The 20476-nt window shown below is 64.8% G+C and carries 17 protein-coding genes; 6 read left to right on the forward strand and 11 right to left on the reverse strand.

Annotation, left to right across the window (positions count from 1 at the left end):
* Positions 1 to 113: 113 nt before the first annotated feature.
* Positions 114 to 1217: a Gfo/Idh/MocA family protein gene (locus ABD742_RS08295; protein WP_234749814.1), complete on the forward strand. Its 1104-nt coding sequence runs from the start codon at positions 114 to 116 to the stop codon at positions 1215 to 1217.
* Positions 1217 to 1966, forward strand: coding sequence for a ThuA domain-containing protein (locus tag ABD742_RS08300; protein ID WP_234749812.1), 750 nt, complete (start codon positions 1217 to 1219; stop codon positions 1964 to 1966). The genes ABD742_RS08295 and ABD742_RS08300 overlap by 1 nt, the downstream gene beginning before the upstream one ends.
* Here the strand turns inward: ABD742_RS08300 and ABD742_RS08305 are convergent.
* The 8 genes from ABD742_RS08305 to ABD742_RS08340 all read right to left on the reverse strand — a co-directional run bounded on the left by ABD742_RS08305 (position 1959) and on the right by ABD742_RS08340 (position 14077).
* A complete protein-coding gene (locus ABD742_RS08305) occupies positions 1959 to 5390 on the reverse strand; it encodes an error-prone DNA polymerase (protein ID WP_234749809.1) in 3432 nt (1143 codons plus the stop codon). The two genes, ABD742_RS08300 and ABD742_RS08305, sit on opposite strands and share 8 nt — an antisense overlap.
* A gap of 43 nt (positions 5391 to 5433) precedes the next feature.
* A complete protein-coding gene (locus ABD742_RS08310; protein WP_234749807.1) occupies positions 5434 to 7062 on the reverse strand; it encodes a DNA polymerase Y family protein in 1629 nt (542 codons plus the stop codon).
* Positions 7059 to 7715: a hypothetical protein gene (locus ABD742_RS08315; protein WP_234749805.1), complete on the reverse strand. Its 657-nt coding sequence runs from the start codon at positions 7713 to 7715 to the stop codon at positions 7059 to 7061. Before ABD742_RS08315 ends, ABD742_RS08310 begins: the two co-directional genes overlap by 4 nt.
* 68 nt (positions 7716 to 7783) lie before the next feature.
* Positions 7784 to 9616 (reverse strand): ABC transporter permease subunit, encoded by a 1833-nt coding sequence (locus ABD742_RS08320; protein WP_234749803.1) that lies wholly within the window; start codon positions 9614 to 9616, stop codon positions 7784 to 7786.
* Positions 9616 to 11142 carry an ABC transporter substrate-binding protein gene (locus tag ABD742_RS08325; protein ID WP_234749801.1) on the reverse strand — a complete coding sequence of 509 codons (1527 nt, stop codon included), beginning with the start codon at positions 11140 to 11142 and terminating at the stop codon, positions 9616 to 9618. The genes ABD742_RS08320 and ABD742_RS08325 overlap by 1 nt, the downstream gene beginning before the upstream one ends.
* Positions 11143 to 11194: 52 nt before the next feature.
* Positions 11195 to 12466 (reverse strand): MFS transporter, encoded by a 1272-nt coding sequence (locus ABD742_RS08330; RefSeq protein WP_234749799.1) that lies wholly within the window; start codon positions 12464 to 12466, stop codon positions 11195 to 11197.
* Positions 12467 to 12497: 31 nt separating this feature from the next.
* Positions 12498 to 13256: an ABC transporter ATP-binding protein gene (locus ABD742_RS08335; protein WP_344787652.1), complete on the reverse strand. Its 759-nt coding sequence runs from the start codon at positions 13254 to 13256 to the stop codon at positions 12498 to 12500.
* An 8-nt stretch (positions 13257 to 13264) separates the two neighbouring features.
* Complete coding sequence (locus ABD742_RS08340) at positions 13265 to 14077, reverse strand: ATP-binding cassette domain-containing protein (RefSeq protein WP_234749785.1); 813 nt, start codon at positions 14075 to 14077, stop codon at positions 13265 to 13267.
* Positions 14078 to 14210: 133 nt separating this feature from the next.
* Here ABD742_RS08340 and ABD742_RS08345 point away from each other — a divergent pair, with 133 nt between their 5' ends.
* Complete coding sequence (locus tag ABD742_RS08345; protein WP_234749783.1) at positions 14211 to 14999, forward strand: alpha/beta fold hydrolase; 789 nt, start codon at positions 14211 to 14213, stop codon at positions 14997 to 14999.
* A gap of 7 nt (positions 15000 to 15006) precedes the next feature.
* On the opposite strand, the gene ABD742_RS08350 is transcribed toward ABD742_RS08345, so the two are convergent.
* Positions 15007 to 15852: a phosphotransferase gene (locus tag ABD742_RS08350; RefSeq protein ID WP_234749781.1), complete on the reverse strand. Its 846-nt coding sequence runs from the start codon at positions 15850 to 15852 to the stop codon at positions 15007 to 15009.
* Positions 15853 to 15940: 88 nt separating this feature from the next.
* On the opposite strand from ABD742_RS08350, the gene ABD742_RS08355 reads away from it, so the two are divergent.
* From ABD742_RS08355 to ABD742_RS08365, 3 genes are all read left to right on the forward strand, one after another.
* On the forward strand, positions 15941 to 16543 hold the full coding sequence (locus ABD742_RS08355) for a cadmium resistance transporter (protein ID WP_234749779.1): 603 nt from the start codon (positions 15941 to 15943) through the stop codon (positions 16541 to 16543).
* A 90-nt stretch (positions 16544 to 16633) separates the two neighbouring features.
* Entirely contained in the window at positions 16634 to 17188 is a 555-nt protein-coding gene (locus tag ABD742_RS08360; protein WP_234749777.1) for a hypothetical protein, read from the forward strand.
* Positions 17189 to 17250: 62 nt separating this feature from the next.
* A complete protein-coding gene (locus ABD742_RS08365) occupies positions 17251 to 17610 on the forward strand; it encodes a sec-independent translocase (RefSeq protein WP_234749775.1) in 360 nt (119 codons plus the stop codon).
* Between the two features lie 4 nt (positions 17611 to 17614).
* Here ABD742_RS08365 and ABD742_RS08370 read toward each other — a convergent pair whose 3' ends face one another.
* The gene (locus ABD742_RS08370) at positions 17615 to 19336 is read right to left on the reverse strand and encodes an amidase (protein ID WP_234749773.1); all 1722 of its coding nucleotides are present in this window, start codon (positions 19334 to 19336) and stop codon (positions 17615 to 17617) included.
* Positions 19333 to 20379, reverse strand: coding sequence for an agmatine deiminase family protein (locus tag ABD742_RS08375; protein ID WP_234749770.1), 1047 nt, complete (start codon positions 20377 to 20379; stop codon positions 19333 to 19335). Before ABD742_RS08375 ends, ABD742_RS08370 begins: the two co-directional genes overlap by 4 nt.
* Positions 20380 to 20476 lie beyond the last annotated feature (97 nt).

Genomic DNA, 20476 nt, shown 5'->3' on the forward strand with positions numbered 1-20476 from the left:
GCCGGATCCGGAAAGGCGAAAAGTCGAAGCGCTTAAGCGATTGACGTTGTTCGGAGGCCCATGAAAGCGTATTTATTGGCCCTAGCCGGGATACGTGAAAAGACAGGAATACCGTGGGCATTCAACAGCAAGCAACGTCAGCACGCCTCAAAGTGGGCGTTGTGGGCATCGGATGGGCTGGTCAACAGCACCTTGGGGCATACAGCAGTATCGAAGGCGTGGATATCATCGCCGTCGCCGGGATGGAAGAAGATCTCCTCGCCCAGATGAAGCAGGAATACGCCATTCCGCATGCCTTCGCCCGTTGGGAAGACATGATCGGGCTGGAAGGCTTGGATGCAATCAGTGTCGCCGTTCCGACCTTCCTGCACGCCCCGATCTCCATAGCGGCCCTGGATCGTGGACTGCACGTGCTGAGCGAAAAACCACTGGCCCGCAACGGCGACGAAGGACGCGCCATGGTCGAGGCGGCCCGGAAGGCCGGCCGCGTCTTGGACGTTGCGTTCAACCACCGCCGCCGTGGCGATATTCAAAAACTCAAGAGCATCATCGACGACGGCGGACTCGGACGTCCGTACTACGCCAAGGGTTCCTGGCTGCGCCGCTCAGGCATCCCTACCCTGGGCAGTTGGTTCACCAATCCGGAGATGGCCGGCGGCGGTCCGCTGGCTGACATCGGAGTCCACGTCCTGGATTACTCGCTCCACCTGTTGGGCGAGCCCAAGGTCCTGTCCGTCTCTGCGCAGACACACTCGGAGCTGGGTCCGCAAGGCCGTGGCGGCAACGCCCGCTACACCGCTGGACCCGCGAGCCACAAGTTCGAAGTAGAGGACTTCGCTTCTGCCTTCATACGCCTCGAAGGCGGAGGCACCCTGATCCTCGAGGCGGGCTGGGCGAGCTACCGGGAGGTGGACGACTTGCTCGACTTCACGGTCTACGGGACCGACGGCGGTGCCGAACTACGCGCCGTCGGGGCCCCGCTGCAGCCCGTCGGCAGCTTGAAGATCTTCACGGAGAAGGACGGCGAAAATGCCGACTACGAGCCCGAAGCCCTCCCCGGCCTTGCCCACCAGGCCGTCGTCGACGACTTCATTGCCGCCGTCCGCGGCGGGGAGACGGTCTGGGGACAACACGACGGATCCCTAGCCCTGAGCCGGGCACTTATCCTTGATGCCTGCTACAAGTCCGCCCTCGAACAACGCGAGGTGGTGCTCTGATGACTGACAAAAAACTGAAGATCGTCGTCTGGAACGAAGCCGTCCACGAGGCCCGCAACAAACCGGACACCATGGCGGAAATGTACCCGGACGGCATCCACGGTGCCATCGCGTCGGGCTTGCGGGGCTTCTATCCGGATGCTGAAATCACGACGGCGACCCTCGCCGATCCCGAACACGGGCTGCATGAGGAAACCCTTGCCGCCACCGACGTCCTGCTCTGGTGGGGTCACATCGCGCACCACGAGGTGAGCGACGAGGTAGTGGAACGCGTCCAGCGGCATGTCCTGGGCGGGATGGGACTCGTGGTGCTGCACTCAGGGCATTTCTCGAAGATCTTCACCCGGCTGCTGGGCACCACGTGTTCGCTCAAGTGGCGCAACGACGGCGAACGCGAGCTCGTGTGGACGGTCAAGCCATCGCACCCGATCGCGGCCGGAGTCGAGAGCCCCATCCTGATCCCCAAACAGGAGATGTACGGCGAACTCTTCGACATCCCGGAGCCCGACGACCTGATCTTCATCAGCTCCTTCGAAGGCGGCGAGGTGTTCCGCTCCGGCGTGACGTTCTCCCGCGGCAAGGGGCGGATCTTCTACTTCAGCCCCGGTGACCAGGAGTACCCCGTCTACCACCAGCCGCAGATCCAGAGGGTCATCGCCAACGGCGTGGGCTGGGTCGCGCAGCCCGAACAGTTCCGGGATGCCCCGGCAGTGACCAACCCGGCCAGAGGCTGGTTTTTGACTACCTGAAATCGCGGGAGTTGGACTTCACTGTCAGGACCAGGGGTTCCAGCTTGTCCGCCACGAGATTGGTGACTCCTTCCGGCGATCGTTCAAGGAAACCCCGGACGATCAGTGCGGATGATTCCCGGGCTACACGGCGATGCCTCTTCCAGAGGCCAACGCTGCAGATGACGTTGAGGATGCCGCTCTCGTCCTCCAGATTGACGAAGGTGATCCCTTGCGCGGTCTGGGGGCGTTGGCGGTGGGTCACGACGCCGGCCACTTCAACACGCGTGCCGGACTCGACCCGGGAGAGCCGGTCCACCCGCAGCACCCCTCTGGAATCCAGGTCCCCGCGGGCATGGCGCATCGGGTGGTCATCGGTGCTGATTCCTGTGGCCCACATGTCGTAGGCAACATTTTCCAGGGGGGAGAGCTCGGGCAGCAGTGGCGGCTGGACGGCGACATGGGTCCCCGGCAATTGTCCTTCCCGCTCAAGCGCGGCATCGCCGGCCTGCCACAGTGCTTCGCGGCGGTTCATGCCCAGCGAATCGAGGGCGCCGGCGGACGCGAGTGCCTCCAGCTGGTCCGCGCTGAGATTCGCGCGGCGGGACAGATCCGCCATGTCGCGGTAGGGGCCTTGCTCCTCGCGTTCGGTGACGATCCGCTTCGCCACCTCGGCACCGATGGACGTGACGCCGTCGAGTCCCAGCCGCACCGCGTGTGAGCCATCCCGCCGGTGCAAGTGGTCCTCGCGTGGTTGATCCTGCTGGAAAAGGCCGATCTTCGGTTGGCGGAAGTCCAGGCAGGAATCCATGCCGCCCACCTGACCCGCCTCTGCCCCTGTAGCCTCATCGAGCACTTCAAGGGTCGCCTCGGCAAGGGAATGCAGTACATCAGGACGCAACACCTGGACCCCGTGCCTGCGGGCATCCGCCACGAGGGTTTGGGGGGAGTAGAAGCCCATGGGTTGTGCCCGAAGCAGGGATGCGAGGAACGCGCCAGGATAGTGCAGCTTCAGCCACGAGCTTGCGTAGACCAACACCGCGAAGCTCAAGGAGTGGGATTCCGCGAAGCCGAAGTTCGCAAAGGCCTGGATCTTGGCGTAGATGGCGTCGGCGTCGTCCTTGCTGATCCCGTTGGCCGCCATCCCCGCGTAGAGCTTGGCCTCCAGCGACTCGATTTTCTCCCGGCCCCGTTTGGAGCCCATCGCGCGGCGGAGCAGGTCCGCGTCCTCGGCAGTGCAGCCACCCACGGCAACTGCCATCTGCATCAGTTGCTCCTGGAACAAGGGCACACCCAATGTCCGCTTAAGCACGGGCTCCAGCAATGGATGAAGATACGTGATTTTTTCCGTGCCTGCGCGGCGTCGGATGTACGGGTGGACGGCGCCACCTTGGACGGGACCTGGGCGGATCAGCGCGATTTCGACCACCAGATCGTAGAATTCCCTCGGTTTCAGCCGAGGCAGCGTGCTGATCTGGGCCCGTGATTCCACTTGGAACACCCCGATCGAGTCAGCCCGGCAGAGCATGTCGTAGACGGCCTGTTCTTCCCGCGGGATGGTCTCGATTGTCCAACGCTCCCCGAAATGCTTGTCGATGAGATCAAAGGAGTACTGCAGGGCGGCGAGCATGCCCAGGCCGAGAAGGTCGAACTTGACCAGGCCCATCCATTCGCAATCGTCCTTGTCCCATTGCAGTACCGTGCGGTTTTCCATCCGGGCACGTTCGATGGGTACCACCTCGCCAACAGGCCGTTCGGTGAGGACCATGCCGCCGGAGTGGATGCCCAGGTGCCGGGGGAAGCCCAGTATCTGATCAGCAAGGTCCAGGACCGGGGCCGGGATGTTGTTGGTCTTGCCTTCGCTGAGATCGCCCCAGTGGTCGAGCCGCTTGGACCACGCGTCCTGCTGGCCTTGGCTGTAGCCGAGTGCCTTGGCTATGTCCCTGACGGCGTTCTTCGGGCGATAGCTGATGACATTCGCTACCTGGGCCGCGTTGAACCGTCCGTATTTGCCGTAGACGTACTGGATGACTTCTTCCCGCCGGTCCGAGTCGAAATCGACGTCGATGTCCGGTTCTTCCTCGCGGAGGCTGGAGAGGAAACGCTCAAACGGAAGGTTGTAGAAGATACTGTCGACGGCGGTGATCCCCAGCGCGTAGCAGACGGCCGAGTTCGCCGCCGAACCCCGGCCTTGGCAGAGGATGCCGCGGGAACGGGCAAACTGCACGATGTCGTGCACAATCAGGAAATAGCCGGGGAAGTTCTTCGCCTCGATCACTGCGAGTTCCTGCTCGATCCGGCTACGGACCCGTTCGTCGGCGTCCGGGTATTTGTTTCTCACGCCTTCTTCAACAAGTTGCCGGAGCCAAGTGATAAGGCTGTGCCCTGCAGGAACATCAAGCTTGGGGAGCTTCGGGCGGGCGGCCCGTAACTGGAACGCAAGCTCGTCGGCGATCCCGACAGTCCGTTCGACCGCGCCGGGGTAGCGGGCGAACCGTGCTGCCATCTCGGAACCGCTCCGCAGATGGGCGCCGCTGCTCGCGGGCAGCCACCCGTCCAGTTCTTCCAGGCTGCGGCGAGCCCGGACAGCCGCCATGGCCGTTGCCAGCGGGTATCCCTCCGGGGACGCATAATGGACGGCGTTGCTGGCGATGAAAGGTATGCCCGCCCGGTCGGCAATACGGACGAGGGCGTCGTTGTGGCTGCCGTCGAGGGGATTCCCGTGATCGAAGAGCTCCACCACCACGTTTTCCCGCCCGAATCTCTCGATCAAAGCCTCCACTTCAAAGGCAGCGGCTTGCTCGCCGTCGCTAAGAAGGGCCCTCCGGACTGAGCCTTTGCGGCATCCGGTCAGCACCAGGCAGTGGTCCCTCAGGGAATGCGCCAGCGCATCGAGGTCGTAGATGGGGTGGCCCTTCTCGGCATCGGCAGCAAGATGGGCGGACGTCATCGCCCCAGCCAAGCGGTGGTAGCCCTCTTCCTTGCGGGCGAGGACAAGCAAATGGTCACCTTCGGGGTCGGCTTCCCCTTGCTGGGGTTTGCTGAGCCCGAGCGAAAGCTCAGCGCCGAACACTGTCTTCAGCTCGTAGGCTTCGGCGGCCTCCGCCATTCGCACGATCCCGTAGAAGCCGTCGTGATCGGTCAGTGCGAGGGCATGAATGCCCAGCCGGACTGCCTCCTCAACCAGTTTCTCGGGTGAGGAGGCGCCGTCCAGGAAACTGTAGTGCGAATGCGCGTGCAGTTCGGCATAAGGCACGACGCCGTCACCCGGCCTCGATGCGACCCTTGCGGGATCGAGGGGGACCGGACGGTAAGGCCCGCGTTTCCTTGACCAGGCGGGGCTGTCACCGCCGTCTCCTTTGGCCTTGCCGATCTCCGGCACTCGCCGGTCCGAGAGCGTGCGTTCGAACTCCGACCATGGGATTGACGGATTGTTCCAGGCCATCTTTGTCTTTCCTGCCTAAAAGTTCGGTGTTCGACTCGGGTGTTCAGTCGTAGCGGGCCTCTGCCCACCAGTTCTGCTCGTCCAGGAGAAGGAGCCAGGCCTCTCCGTTTCCGTCCACAAGCTGGAACCGGTCCGCTTCAAGTCGGTGGTCGGCGTCCCACCACCGCTGTCTCAGCGGCCAGGGGCCGGCCCACTGAGCTACCAGTCGTCGTCGTGCAGGGTCTCCGCCGGGACAGAACCACATGGGCGGGGCAATCAATCCGCCTCGATGGTCTGTGCGGACTTTTTCCCTGTTCGCATCAAGAAGCAGGACAGGGATGAGGGACGCAAACACCGTGGCGGGCTGCGGGTCTGGAATCCTGCCGGGCCACGGCCTGGAGGCCAGGGCGGCCGTTCCCGCGGGCAAGGCATCTCCCCAAGGAACCAGGCGGCGCCGCTCGGCCAGCAAGCGACCTCCGGAGATCGCAGGCACTACTACGGCTTCATGTCCCAGCATGCTTTGGATCCGGCTGAGTCCATGATGAATCTGTTCCTCGGCTCCGTCTCCAAAGAGCGCCCGCCCATGATGGGCGATGGAGTCCACCCGGACGGGGAGGAACTCGACCCGCGTGACCGGTGACGACAGTCCGCCGCGAGCCATTCCGCCGTCGTGCGTTCCGCCGTCGTGCGTTTTATCGTGGGCGTTGGCGTGGGCAGGGGGCTGTGACTGAAGCTGCCAACGCACCCTGTCCACGACGTCGCTGGCCGTGAAGTGGCGGGGGTGGCCCCACGTGCGCTCGGAGCGGCTCCCTGCTTCGTCCGTGATCAGAACCCTCAGCTCCGTGCAGACCAAGCCTTCCGTCTGCACTCCGGCCACGAAGTCGTCTGCCGTGGCCCGGAGCTGGAAGGCGAGTTGGTCAACCCGGTCCAGGCCGGGTTCGAATTCCGCCCGTTGATCCAGTTTCCGCGGGGGAGTCCGGGGGATCACCTTGCGGGGATCCTGTCCGCTTGCCAGGGCGTGCGCAGTGATTCCGGCAGCCCCGAAACGGGCCCGGACATCTGCGGCGGGAAGATTGGCGAAATTCCCCAAAGTGAGGATGCCAAGGCGTTTGAGCAAGGAAGCCAGCTTCGGCTGGCCTAGTACTTCCACCGGAAATGGAGCCAGGAAATCCCGGGAAGAACCCGGCGGGAGCACAAGAACGGCGGAGAGTTCGCTGGTGCTCCGGGCTGCTTGCTCGGCGGCAAACACGGAATCGGCGATCCCCACCCGTGCTTCCACGCCGAGGCTGTCCGCCGATTCAAGCGCGGCACCTGCGGCCGCTTCCTCTCCGCCGTAATATCGGGCGGCACCCTTGGCCCGGATAGCGCATAGGCCGGGGCGAAGCACTTCCACGCCAGGAGTCCGTTCCTCGAGTGACGAGACCACAGGCTCGAATTCCCTCGCATCCCGCACAGGATCAACGGCACATACCACCAGCTCAGGACAACGGGTCTGCGCTTCCCTTAGCCGCAAGCCCCGGACCACTCCCTCTGCCCGGGCTTCCGAGGAGCAAGCAGCTATGACCCCTTTGCCAATGACTGCCGAAGGTACATCAGGCGGCAGGGCATCTGCCAAACGGGCGGCGACAAGGGGCCAATCCGGGAACCAGGTCACCAACGCGCGCACCGGGGTTTCAAGCTGAAACAGCATCATGCTCCCATCCGATGGCGGGACAGATCTACCGGACCGCTGTCCGCAAGATCCACGGAGGCCCTGCGGGAACTGCCCCGCAGGGCGACGTCGAGTTCGAGCTCCTGCTTTTCGAGATGTCCGTGGCCCTGCCCGAGCCCCGCCCACTCGTATCCATTCACTTGCAAGACCGCTTCACTCTGCGGCCAGGGTCCCATGACAAGGAGGACGGAACTCCGCTCCCGGAGCCTGGCTCCCAAGCGGGCAGCCTCGGCGGGTGCGACTCTTTCCGGAGCACGCGCAAGCACCACCGAGAGCACGTCCGCCATGGCGGCGATCACCTGCGTCCAGCTGGTCCCGGGGTCAGGCACCAGCACCAGCCGGTCGAGAGCAATGCCGAAACCTGCTGCCGCCTCGATCCCGAAGTCAGGCAGCCCTGCTACCCCGCACCATGAGCCATTGCGTGACGGGCCGGCCAACAAGGCCATGGCCAGCGACATGGATCCCTGTATGGAGTACGCCGCTCCCGGGCGCAGTCCGCCCGGGAGGAGCCTGCTGAGTGAGGGGAGGACGGGCAGCGAGCGTTCGCTTCCGCGCTTGCCCTGCATGAGGTGGATCTGCGCCTGCAAGTCATCGCGCAGCGAAGCCGGCGAAGCGGAAGACAGGCGAGATGACATACTTCAATTTTCGAACATATATTCGAATGAGTCAATTGCTCGGGATCCCGCTTCGAGGGTTGACATCCTCAACGATCTACTGTTTTTGACGCGGGTTCCCGGTTCCGGGCGCGTGGTTCCGGGCCGGCGCTGGCAGTGTCAGCGGCGAAACTGGTCGGTTGTTGAGGGCTACGTTCCCCTTGTTCCCGCGACCATGTCACGCTCGACAATGAAACAGCAAGGATCGAGGCGAGGATCAACGCCGACGCCGGGGCGGCAACGGCCCAAGGGGCACGCTCCACGTAGTTGATTCCCTCAGCGAGGATGAGGCCCCACTCGGGCGACGGCTGATGAGGGCCGAGGCCGAGGAACCCCAGGGCAGCCAAGGCAAGCGCGATCCCCGGTATCCGGAGCATCGAATGCCTGAACACCGGGCCAAGGATGGCCGGGAGGATATAGCGCCAGAGGATGCGGACCCGCCCTACGCCCAGGATCGGAAGGATCTTCACATGGGGTTGGGCCCTCGCCTCCTGCGCCAAGGCCGCGGTGTGGGCGGCCAGGGGTGCCCAACTGACCAGGGTGACAGCTATCGTCGCACCTTCGGCCGAGGGCCCGGTCATCACGGCAACGATCAGGCCGGCCAGGATAGGCGGAGCGGCGTTGGCTACTTCAAGGGGACCGGTCGCCGCGAGCGGGAAGAGCCCGACGACGATCCCGATCACAAGGCAAGCCAGCACTACGAGCAAAGCAGTTCCCAGCGTGGACACGGCACCGTGCCCCACCCGGGCAAGGAGGTCCCGCCCGCTGGCATCGGCCCCGAAAGGCAGCTCGAAGCCCGGGCCGGCAAGCCGCGGATGGCTCGAGGTGAATGGATCGCGAAGCAAGCCCGCGACGACGATGAGCAGCAACGCTCCCGCCGCAACGAGCGGAACGGCGGCATCCCGCCGTCGTGATCTTCCCGGCGAGTCCGGAACCGGAACTGTCCCCGAGCGCAGCGCCGCTCCCAACAAAAGATATCTGGCCGCGGCGCTGAGGGAACCTGCCGCGACGGCCAGCATGAGAAGGGCCAGTACTCCTGCCTGCAGCGCGGGGATGTCCTGGGCGCTCGCCGCGCCCAGGACCGCGCGGCCCAAACCGGGAATCGCGAAGACCTTCTCAACGGCAACCGCCCCGCCGGTGAGGCCAATGAGGACAAGCCCGATCTGGCTCGTCACCGTTGGCAGGGCCCGGCGGAGCACCGCCGCGGTGAGCCTGGCGCGGCTGGCTCCGGCCATGGCCCAGGTACCCACCCATTTTTCGGCGAACGCCAGGTTGATGGCGTCGGAAAGCAGCCGCCCGATGAGCCCGCCGGCGGGCAGGCCGAGGGAGAGGGCCGGCAACACCGCGTGGTCCATGCCCTGCCAGCCGTACGGCGGGAACCAGCCCAGCCACACCGCACCGACGACGAGGAGCATCGCCGCCAGGAGGAACTCGGGGAGCGCAGTCATGGCCGCAGCCACGACGCCGGAACCCCGGCCCGGGTTCCCGGCCAGCCCGCGCACCACGGAAGGAACGCACAGCGCCGCGGCCACCGCCGTTGCAACGGCCACCGCGCAGGCCATCAGGGTGACGGAGACTCCGAGGGTTTCCACAGTGCCGGGGCCAACAGGCGTGTTCGTAATCCAGGAATTTCCCATGTCCCCGCGCAAAAGGCCTCCGGCCCAGTCGAGGAAGATGTGCAGCGGCCCTCGATCGAGTCCGAGCTCCGCGCGGATCATGCCCAGCGTTTCATCAGTTGCTTCCCGGTCGGCGTACCGGGCCCGCAGGATGGTGTACTCCGGGCTTTGTCCCGAAAGCCACGGCAAGAGCCCGATCAGCACAACTATGGCGAAGAGTGCCACGGCCCGGGAAACCGCGGTTTTGATGAACGCCGGGCCCCGCATCAGCCGGCGATCCCTGTCTTGCTGGTGATCAGGGCGCGCTCGCGGGGATCACGTTCGACGTTGCGGATCCTGGCTGATTCGCCTTGGATAACGCGTTCGTGCAGCAGCGGCACGGCCGCATCCTTCGAGAGGATCAGCGCCTCGGCGGCGGCAATTGCCGCCCGGCGCTCCGGGCCTGCCGGAATGGCTGCGGCCTTGCTCAGTGCTGCGTCCACCTCTGCATCGCAGAACTGGGAGATGTTGAAGGAGCCTTTGCAGGAGAAGTCGCTGAACATGTAGGCGACGGGGTCGCCGGAGTCGAGGACCGTGGCCCGGGACAGGATGAAGGCATCGAATTTGCCGGCCAGGGCGTCTGCCTCGATGTGCTGGTACTCACGGACTTCCTGCTCCACGATGAAGCCGGCGGCTTCGAGCTGCTGCTCAAGCTGCACGGCGACCTCGGGCAGTTCGGCCCGGTCCGTGAACGTGCCGAGTTTGATGCGGCGGCCATTGGCGGGTGCCGCTTCCGCCCGCTTCTTCAGGGTTTCGATGTATGAGGTGTTTTGCCGTTCCTTGGCCGCCCAGGGGAGAGCCGGGCCCAGAAGGCCTGCGGCGATGTCCGCGCGTCCCTCGTAGACGCGGTCAACAATGGTGGCCCGTTCGACCGAGGTGCGTGCCGCTGCCCGGACAGCAGGATCCGCGAAAGGACCCGCCTTGGTGTTCAAGTAGAGGGTATTGGTGCGGGGCATGGGGACTTCATGAATCAGGTCCGGCTTGATCTGGGCGACCTGCCCTACGGGAATGGCCTCCACGACGTCGGCAGTTCCGGTCCTCAGCGCGGCCGCGCGCGCCGCACCGTCGGGAACGTATTGGACGTCGACGCCGCCGCTCGCCGCCTTCTCGCCCCAATAGTCAGCGAAGCGGTTGAGTGTTGCCGAGCTGGTGCCGTCCGCAGACGCAAGGACATAGGGGCCCGTTCCGGCGTTGATGGGGCTCACGACCCCGCCGGGCTTGTAGGCGGACGCGGCAAGGATGGAAAGCTGCGGGCTGGAAAGCCGCTGCGGAACCAGAGGGTCGTCCGTTTGGGTGGTCACGACGACGGCGTTCCCGCCGTCCGTGCGGACGCTCAGCTGGACGCCGTCGAGGATCCGCGGCTTGGGCTTTGCGTTGGACGCCGCCGTCAACGATGCCGCCACTTGCTCGGCCGTTAGAGGCGTCCCGTCATGGAATTTCACGCCTGCGCGGAGTTCGAAGCGCCAGTTCTTGCTGTCCAGTTGCTTCCAGGCTGTCGAAAGCGATGGCTGGGCATCGCCGAGGGCATCGAGGACAACCAGTGTCTCGGCGGTCTTCCAGCGTGAGAGTTTGAAGGCGTCGTCGCTCAGCGGAGTAAGTCCTGAACGGGGCGGCTGCAACATGGCTACTTTGATTCGGGAGTCGGTACTGCTGGCCGATGATGCGTTGCCTTGGGCGAAGCAAGCGCTGAGTGCGGCGGCCATTGCGGAGGAGAGGAGTATCGCGGCAAGTGCTTTTGGACGTGGAATAGCCATGGATGGGTGCCTGTCTTTCGTCGGTGTGAATGGATTAGACGGGGTGAGTGGATTAGACGGGGTGGAGTTGCTGCGGGTGCGGAGCCGGGACGGGTGTCGGAAGGAAACGGTGAATGAGTGTCGCGGAGGTTATTGCGAAGATTGCCGACACCAGCCACGGAGAGGCCGCGGTCAGGGAGGGTGTGGTGGCCTGTTCGTAGAGGGGAGCAAGGACAACATTGCCGAGAAGAACCATCGTTCCGCTGCAGCTCGCGAGCAGGCCGTAGTAGGCGCCGGTGGGGCGTCCTGAGGCAAAATCGAGGACCAGATCCATGGCAACGGGTGCCACGCACATGTGCCCGACGGCGAGCGCGGTGACCAGCAGGAACGCCGGCAGCGCAGGGAATGCGGCGGGCGGGGGGAATGTGGCCATCGCTGCGATGGCCACGAAACCCAGGGCCTGGACGACAAAGCCGGCGGCGAGCGCGACGCCCGGCCCCTTCCGTTTCATGAGCTTGGCGATCGGCCACTGCAGGGTGATGGTCAAAACGGATGCGCAGGCAAAGATCGCCGAAAGCGCACCCAAACCCGTATCGCTTCGTTCCAGCTCGATGGGTAGCCCGAAGTAGAGCTGGTTATAGGCAAAGAGGTTGACGCTATAGAAAGCCGCGAATGCCACGAAGCGCTTTTCCTTGAGGCAGGACCAAGCGTCCGACGGCGGTGCGGCCGCCGGGTGCCCGGCGGACGTTTTGACGGCGCTCGCCTTTGTCGTTGGAAGGAAGGCGTTGAAGACCACGGCCATCACGGCAAAGACGCCCGCCCCGACGAGCAGGGCTGTGTCGAAGCCGGTCTGAAGCAGGATGGATCCGAGCAGAGGACCTGCTACGGCCCCGACTTCTCCGAAAATGACCAGCAGCGCAAAAAGAGTGGTTTTGTGGGGCTGGAAGGCGGCGCGTCGTTCTTCGGCCGCACCCACAAGGCTCTCCAAAGAGGGCGAGAAGAGGGCGCCACCCACCCCTGTGATGACGGCTCCCAAAAGGAAAAGGGGGAAGTCCGAGGCCCAGAGCAACAGAAGGTACCCGGAAATCCTGGCCAGGCATCCCGCGATCATTACAGGCCGGGCTCCCCAACGATCCGCGGCTGTACCGCCCACGAGGAACAATCCTTGCTGGGCGAAAGTACGGGCGCCGAGGACGATTCCCACCGCCATTGCACCCATGCCAAAGTCCTCGCGCATCGAAACCGCCAAGAAGGGGACTACTGAATAGAAGCCAAGGTTGAAGATGAGCTGGCTGGCCAGCAGGAGCCGGGGCGAGGGCTCCGCGCGTCCGTTCACATCTTTCACGGCTTGTCCCTGTCGGTTTCCTTGTACCGGCTCAGCCGGGGATGGAGGTTACGAGCTCCTTGGCTTCGCGGGTCTGTGGTTTGGCGTACACGGCCGCGGTGGCTCCTTGTTCCACGACGCGTCCCCCGGAGAGGACCAGGGTCTGGGAGCACAGGCGGGCGACGGCGGCCAGGTCGTGCGAGACAAACAGGATCCCGAGGCCGTCCCGATGGACCAATTGCTCCATGAGGTCCAAGACCGTGTTCCTTAGGGGAAGATCGAGCCCGCTGACCGGCTCATCTGCCAGGAGGATGCTCGGCGCGGGGACCAGTGCCCGTGCAATGGCCACGCGTTGGTTTTGCCCACCGGAGAGTTCGCCGGGCCGACGCCTGAGCATGCCCCGATCGAGATCGACCCGTTGCAAGGCGTCCATGATCATCCCGCGGTGGTCTCCGTCTATGCGCAATTGCCTCAGGGGTTCAAGGAGAAGGCGCTCCACGTTCATGCCTGGGTCAAGGCTCGCCGCCGGATTCTGCGGGATGTATTGCACCGCGCGGCGGTACCGCCTCAACGACGAGGCCGGGCCGGGCACAACCGGGGTGTCGTTGAACGTGACGGTTCCGGCATTCGGCTTCTCCAAAGCGAGCAAGATCCGCAGCAGCGTCGATTTTCCGGCGCCCGAGCCACCCACCAGGCCGATGGTGTCTCCTGTGGCAATGCTGAGGGACACGTCCTGCAATACGGGCCGGGCTGGCCGTTGCTTCAGGAACCCCCTGCCTGGGTAGCTGAGTCCCAGATTATCGGCGCTCAATATTGCATTCATGCCGTGGCTTCCCGGCGAAGGGAATCAAAACCGACATAGGCGGCTTCCACCAGCTGCTTCGTGTACTGGTGCTTGGGCGCCTCCACGAGCGACTGCATCGATCCCCCTTCGACGATCCGGCCGGAACTTAAGACAAGGGCCTGGTGGCAAAAGGCGGCAGCGACAGCGAGGTCATGCGTAATGAACAACATCGCGCCGGCGGATCCGGAATGCGTGGATGCGGAACGCGCCGATTCCGAATACAAGGACAAAGCCTCGAGGACCTTGGCCTGGCTGACCATGTCCAGTGCGGTTGTGGGTTCGTCCGCCACCAAGACGGTGCTACGGCAGGCCAGGGCGAGAGCGATGCAGACCCGTTGCAGCTGACCGCCCGACAATTCGCCGCTGAAGCTTTCCATGGTCCGTTCGGCTTCCTCTATTCCCACCGACGTGAGCAGCTCGAGTGCCCGTTGCCGTGCCATGGAGGCCGAAAGGCCAACATGCCGCAGCGGGATCTCAAGCTGTTTGCCCAGGCGCGCCAAGGGATTGAGGGCGGACATCGGGTCCTGATGGATTGCGGTGATCCCCGCGCGACTGCTTCGCCTGTTGGACAACGGCACGTCCACTCCGTTGATCTCCAACCGCCCGGAAGCACTCATGGCGGCTGGAAGCTGTCCCAGGAGGGCGGCCGCGGTCAGGGATTTGCCCGAACCAGAGGCTCCGAGAAGGGCCAGTCTTTGACCCGGGTCAATAGCGAAGCTGACTCCGTCAATCAGGGCGCGTCCCCGGAGGGACACCCTCAAGTCTTGAACCAGGAGGGCAGGGTGCATGGGGAACTCTCGGGTAGGAACGATGAATGAGTATTGATGCTATCAATACTCATTCTCATTAATCGAAATGTTGAGGCGCGTTGAGTTCCCCATGCTCTTGCCAAGTAGCTACAGCCTGCGTTTAGGGTGGGACGTGGACTTTGAACACGGCTACGCGCACAACGGTTCCCTACGGATGTATTACGAGGTTCATGGCCAACCTCGGCCGGGCCGCACGCCCTTGGCATTGATCCATGGCGGCGGGTCCACGATCGAGTCGAACTTCCGGGAGCTCATCCCGCTGTTGATCGGGACGAGGCAAGTCATCGCCGTCGAAGAGGAAGGCCATGGCCACACAGCGCCGATCGATCGACCCCTCACCGCCGAAAACTCAGCTGCTGACGTCGCGGCGGTCCTTCGTCAGCTGGACGTTCCGTTGGCGGATGTGCTCGGCTTCAGCGCCGGCGGGCACACCGCGCTCGCCTTGGCCATGGAACATCCTGCGGTGGTACGAAAGTTGATCATCGCGTCGTCGATGGCCGCACGCGATGGCATGGTGGAAGGATTCTGGGACGGACTCCAAAACGCCACCTCCGCGGACATGCCCGAGGTTTACCGGGAGGCCGACCTCAAGCTCAATCCGGACCCACAACACCTCGAGAGACTCTTTGTCCTGGACAGCCAGCGAATGCTGACTTTTCCGGGATGGACCGACGAGCAATTGGGCTCCATCACGGCTTCGACCCTCGTGGTGCTCGCCGACCGCGATGTGATCAAGCCCGAGCACGGGGTGCAGATGGTCCGGGCCATCCCGGGGAGCCGCCTGATGATCGTGCCGGGAAACCACGGAGACTACCTTGGGGAGCAAGCAGCCAGCGACGGCGATCTCCGGACTATGCGCGCGACGCTTCCTTTTCTCCTGCGCCACCTCGACGAAGCTTAAGGGCCGATCACGTTATTGCGGCGTGGAGAACTGCCGCGTTTTCGGCCAGCCACGCTTGGCGGCGAAGAATCTTGTCACCGACGCCTTCGTCCCACATCCGCTTCCAGCCGCCGCCCTGGGTGATCGCCCTGCGCCGCATCAAATGCCAGGAGCGCTCGGCGGCGTTCCTGGCCACGTCAACTACTTTGGTGCGATCAACTGGACCCAGGCCATAGGCGTCCACCAGCACGGCGGCCCGGGAGGCGCCGTCGACCTGGCGCATGACGGGATCGCGGTCGGTGGCGGGCATCCAGGCGCCCCACCAGAGGAGCAAGTTCGCAACTTCTTCCGCCCGGGTTGCGGGGCGCACCAAATCGAAGTCGATCAGGGCGACGGCGGTACCGTCGCGGAAGACGATATTCTCCGGAGTGATGTCCATGTGGGCGAGGAATGTCGCCGGTCCCGCAATCGAGGCCGGGCACCCGTGGGGATCGGCATCGTCGCCCGTGCGTCCCCAGCCGGGTATGCCAAGCGGCTGCACGGCGTCATCGTAGGCCCGCACCAAGCGCGCGACGCTGATGGCGCTCGATTCGTCGGCGACCCAGCTTGGCCAGGGGCGGCCGGCGGTGTCCCCAGGAACGAAACTCAGGGTGTCCCTGCCGCTTTCGTCGATGCCCAGGAAGCGGGGCGCTCCCTGGAATCCGGCCGATTGCAGGAAATCCAGGAGACGGCGGACCCGCTGCGAAGCGTCGCTTGCAGGGCGCCGCACTGTATCGCCCACCCGGACGAGCCCCTCCGTCACGTCCCCGCCGAGTAGCGGAACGGCAGGTTCCGGCTGCCCGGGCTCGACGTACGGACGGGTATCTGTAGTCATCGTCCGATGCTGCCACGGCCGGGTCGCTGGCGCCAGCCGGTGTGGTCCGGGCAAGCGCGCCCGTCTCCAAGCGGTAGTGTCATCTGCGATGGAAGATCTGGGCGGCACCGTACTCACAGCGGCTGGAGCCTTTGCGGCGACAAACCTTGATGACCTCCTGGTCTTGTCCGTTCTCTTCTTGTCAGCCAGGACGCGGCCGGTGCCAAGACTCTGGAGAATTTGGGTCGGCCAATACATCGGCATCGGAATACTGACCGTGGTGGCGGCTGCGGCGGCAGTGGCGCTCACTCCCGTCCCGGTGGAGTGGGTGGGTTTCCTCGGTCTGGTGCCGCTTGTTTTGGGCTGTTACGCCTTGCTCAAGTTTGCCCGCCCGTCCGGCGATCCACCGAAGCCCCGGTCGCTGACGCTGCCTGTGGTTGTCGTCGTGACAGTAGCCAACGGTGGGGACAACATTTCGGTATACATTCCGCTGTTCCGCTCGCTGGGACCGGCTTCTTCGGTGGTGACGGGGCTGACTTTCGCGGTGATGGTGGCGGTGTGGTGCGCCGCCGGCTACTGGCTGACAGCGCATCCGACTGTAGCTGCGCTCTGCCGCCGGGCTGGAAACTGGGTTATTCCTATGGTGTATGTCGCGCTCGGGGCAACCATCATTGTCCGCTCCGGAGTCATTGCGCTGCTGTTCCAGCGCTGAACTACACGCAGCATGCAGGGTTCTCCCATTCGGAAGTGATATGACTGCGGGTGGGTTTCAACCGGAAGCGCGCAGGAGGATTGGCAGGGTATGTTCCGAAATTGGTTTGTTGTAGGCGCTCTGGTGCTGCTTTTCGGGGCAGCGGCTGTCTTGGGGTTCGCAGCGATCTTCCGGGCCAAGAGCGTGGCGGCCCGGATTGACGCGGCCGCAGCGGGGATATTGGCCGCAACTATCGCAGCCGTAGGGCTCGGATGGGCTCCGCTCGGTATAGTCCCACTGGGAGCAGCTGTTGGCCTTGCCTTCCTCGTGTTCGTCGTAAGGATCGTGTACAAAGGGTCGGGGCCGGGCGAGGCAGGGCGATGGTCGGCGATCTATGGCGCAGCGGTGGCGGCCCTTTCAGGCTGGGTGCTGCTCTCCGCGTCGAGTGGAGCTGGAACGGTGTCGGATCATCCAGGACACCAACTGGGCATCATCCTTGCTGACATCATGGGCGCGGTGCTCATGATATTCGCCGCCACGGGGTGGGTGTTGGGTACCTTCGCGATGCCGGCTGAGAGCAAATCGCACGCTGTGCCTCGATTGAAGGGAGTCCGCGAAGCGTTGATGGCTGCTGGACTTGCCGTCGCGTTGTTCGCGATCTCCTAAGCCCGATCTCCTTGAGCGCGGTGCCGCCCGGAACGACCGGGCGGTGGATTTAGAATGGAGCCATGATCGATATTTCGGTCGAGAAGGTAGCCCTTCTCCTGATCATTGCCGTTTTGGTCCTTGGACCGACCAAGCTTCCGGAGTATGCGAGGAAGCTGGGGCGGCTTATCCGCGAGCTGCGGCGCATGGCCTCCGGCGCGCAGGAAAAGCTCCGCCAGGAGCTCGGCCCGGAATTCGAGGACATCGATTGGCGCAAAATGGACCCACGCCAATACGATCCCCGCCGCATTATCCGCGAAGCCCTCCTGGAGGACGAGCCGCTTCCTGAGCCGGTCGTCCCAACACAGGTGCAGCCTCCTGCCCGCCCGGTTGTGCGTTTGGCGGCCGGGCAGAAGGCTCCTTTCGACGACGAGTCCACCTGATCCGTTAGTCGAGGCGCGGCGTGCGCGGGGGAGCGGTGCGGCGCTCGCCTGTTGCTTCGAAGGCCGCAGCCAGTGCCAGCAGTGCGGTGTCGTCGTACGAGCGGCCGGCGAACGTGAGCCCCACGGGCATGCCGATATCGCTCATGGTTCCCATCGGCACGGTGACCGTCGGAATCCCCAGATGCCGCGGCACGAGGTTGCCATTGGCCACCCACACGCCGTTGCGCCAGCCGAGATCGGCTGAGGATTCGTTGACGTCCATGTCGGCCGGTCCGACGTCGGCGGCGGCCGGGAAAATGACCGCATCCAGGGCGAGACCGTCCATCCATTCCTCGAGGTCCACCCGCCGGGTCTCTTCGAGTCCGCGCAGGCCTTCTTCGAGGGACGGGATGTCGGTGACGGAAGCAACCCTGTGCGCGCGGATATGCGCCGGGTAGTCGGCGAGGTCGTCGTCGAACCCGTCATAGCGGTCCGGGAGCGCGCCGTCGGGGTGCGGGAAGATCGTGGTGCCGTCGACGTCGGCCAGGCTGCTGAGTGCCGGATCCCCGTTGGCTGTGAGGAAGTCGTCCCAGGCCCAGGCCGAGAGATCGATGATTTCCCGCTGGAGGAACTCCGGGCTCACCATTCCGCGGGTGGCGATGGTGGGTGCGCCCGGGCGGTCGCCTTCGTAGTTGGAAACCGCGGGGAAGTCGACCAACACCACGTCCGCACCGGCGGCTTCGAGGTCGCGCCGGGCAGCCTCCCACAGTTCCATCACGGAATCGCGGGTCTGGATTCGTTGGCCGGTGGGTCCGCCGATACCAGGGGTTTCGCTGGTGCCGGCGTCGGGGTCCGCGTTGATGTACATGGCCGGCACCCCGAAGCGTTTGCCCTTCAGGGCCGAGCGCGCGCCGTCGACGTCGGATGGTGCCAGCGCCGGGTAGGAAGCAGGACGGACCTGGGACGCGGCCGGGATCTGGACCCATGGCTGCGCGCGCCAGAAGTCGCCGCGGGTTTCGGCGTCGTCGGCAACAATGACATCCAGTAGTTCCAGGAGGTCTGCCATGGACCGGGTGTGGGGCACCACGACGTCCATGGTGGGGACCAGCGGCCAGTTGCCGCGCACTGAGATGACCCCGCGCGAGGGTGTGTACGCGCACAAGGCATTGTTCGACGCCGGTGCGCGGCCGCTGGACCAGGTCTCCTCGCCCAGGCCGAAGGCTCCGAAGCTCGCCGCGGTAGCGGTTCCCGAGCCGTTCGAGGATCCGGAACCGAAGGCCGCGGTGAGGAAATCGCCGTTGTAGGGGCTCTCGGCGCGTCCATAGACTCCGCGTTGCATGCCGCCGTTGGCCATGGGTGGCATGTTGGTCAGGCCGATGAGCACGGCCCCGGCTGCGCGGAGGCGTTCGATGGTGAAGGCATCGCGTTGGGCGATGAGGTTTTCGAACGCGGGGGAGCCCGCGGCGGCGGTGAGCCCTTTGGCCAGGTAGCTGTCCTTGGCGGTGTAGGGAATGCCGTCGAGCGGCCCGAGGGCGGTGCCGCTTGCCCGGCGCTCGTCGGAGGCCCGGGCATCCGTGAGCGCTTCGGGGTTCATCACAACAAGCGCGTTCAGCGTGATGCCGCTGCGGTCGTAGGCTTCGATGCGGTCCAGATACGCCTGGGTGAGTTCTTCGCAGGTTACCTCGCCGGCCTCCAGTGCTGCCCGCAACTGCGCAATGGAGGCCTCGACGACGTCGAAGCGGCTCATCGTGCAGCCTGGCTGGTGAGTTTGGGCTGCTGTTGCGTGATGCAGTGGATTCCTCCGCCCCGGGCGAGGATTGGCCGGGCGTCCACGGTGACGACGCGGCGGCCCGGGTAGGCCTCCGCCAGGATTTCCGCGGCCAAGGCGTCGGCCCGCTCTTCGCCGTAGCCGCACGCGATCACGCCGCCGTTGACGACGAGGTGGTTGACGTAGCTCCAATCGACGAAGCCTTCCTCGTCGCGCAGGGTCTCAGGCGCGGGAAGCAGGGCGATCTCGAACGGCTTGCCTGCAGCGTCCTGCTGGGTTTCGAAGAACCGCTGGAGGGTGCGGCTGACCTCGAAGTCGGGGTGCTCGGGATTGGTCTGCGAGTGCAGCAGGACCCGGCCGGGAGAGGGAAGGGTGGCCACCATGTCGATGTGGCCGCGCGTGCCGAGGTCTTCGTAGTCACGCGTGAGGCCTCGCGGTACCCAGACGGTGTGAGTAGTGCCCAGCGTGCGTGATAGTTCCGCTTCGACGCGGGCCTTGTCTGCGTAAGGGTTTCGGCGTGGATCCAGCTGGACGGTTTCGGTGACGAGGACAGTGCCATCACCATCGACATGGATGGCGCCGCCTTCGTTGACGAGCAGCGAAGTGACCAGCTCCGCGCCGGACTCTTCGGCGACAAAGCGGGCCATGCCGGCGCTCTTCTCCCATTCGGACCAAGCCGGGGCGCCCCAGCCGTTGAAGATCCAGTCAACTGCGCCGAGCACGCCGGGACGCTCGTCGTCGACGACGAAGGTGGGCCCGACGTCGCGCATCCAGTATTCGTCGAGGGGAGCCTCAAGCTGTTCGATTCCGGCGCCGAGCATGCGGCTGGCCCGGTCCCGTTCGCTGGGGTCGACCACCATGGTGACGGGCTCGAACTCGGACACGGCATGCGCGACGGCGGTCCAGGCCGCGTACGCTTCTTCGGCCGAAGCAGCGTCGTCGCCCAAGGTCAGGCCAGTGCGGGGGAACGCCATCCAGGTGCGCTCGTGGGGTGCGGTTTCGGCTGGCATTCTCCAGGCCATGGAAGTCTCCTCTGTGTTGTGAGGTCGCAGCCGCGGGACCAGGGCGTCCTTGCCTTGGGTGCGGCTGGGTGTTTGCGATTCGGCGTGTTTGGAATTT

The sequence above is a fragment of the Arthrobacter ramosus genome (genome assembly GCF_039535095.1).
GTDB classification, from domain to species: Bacteria; Actinomycetota; Actinomycetes; order Actinomycetales; family Micrococcaceae; genus Arthrobacter; species Arthrobacter ramosus.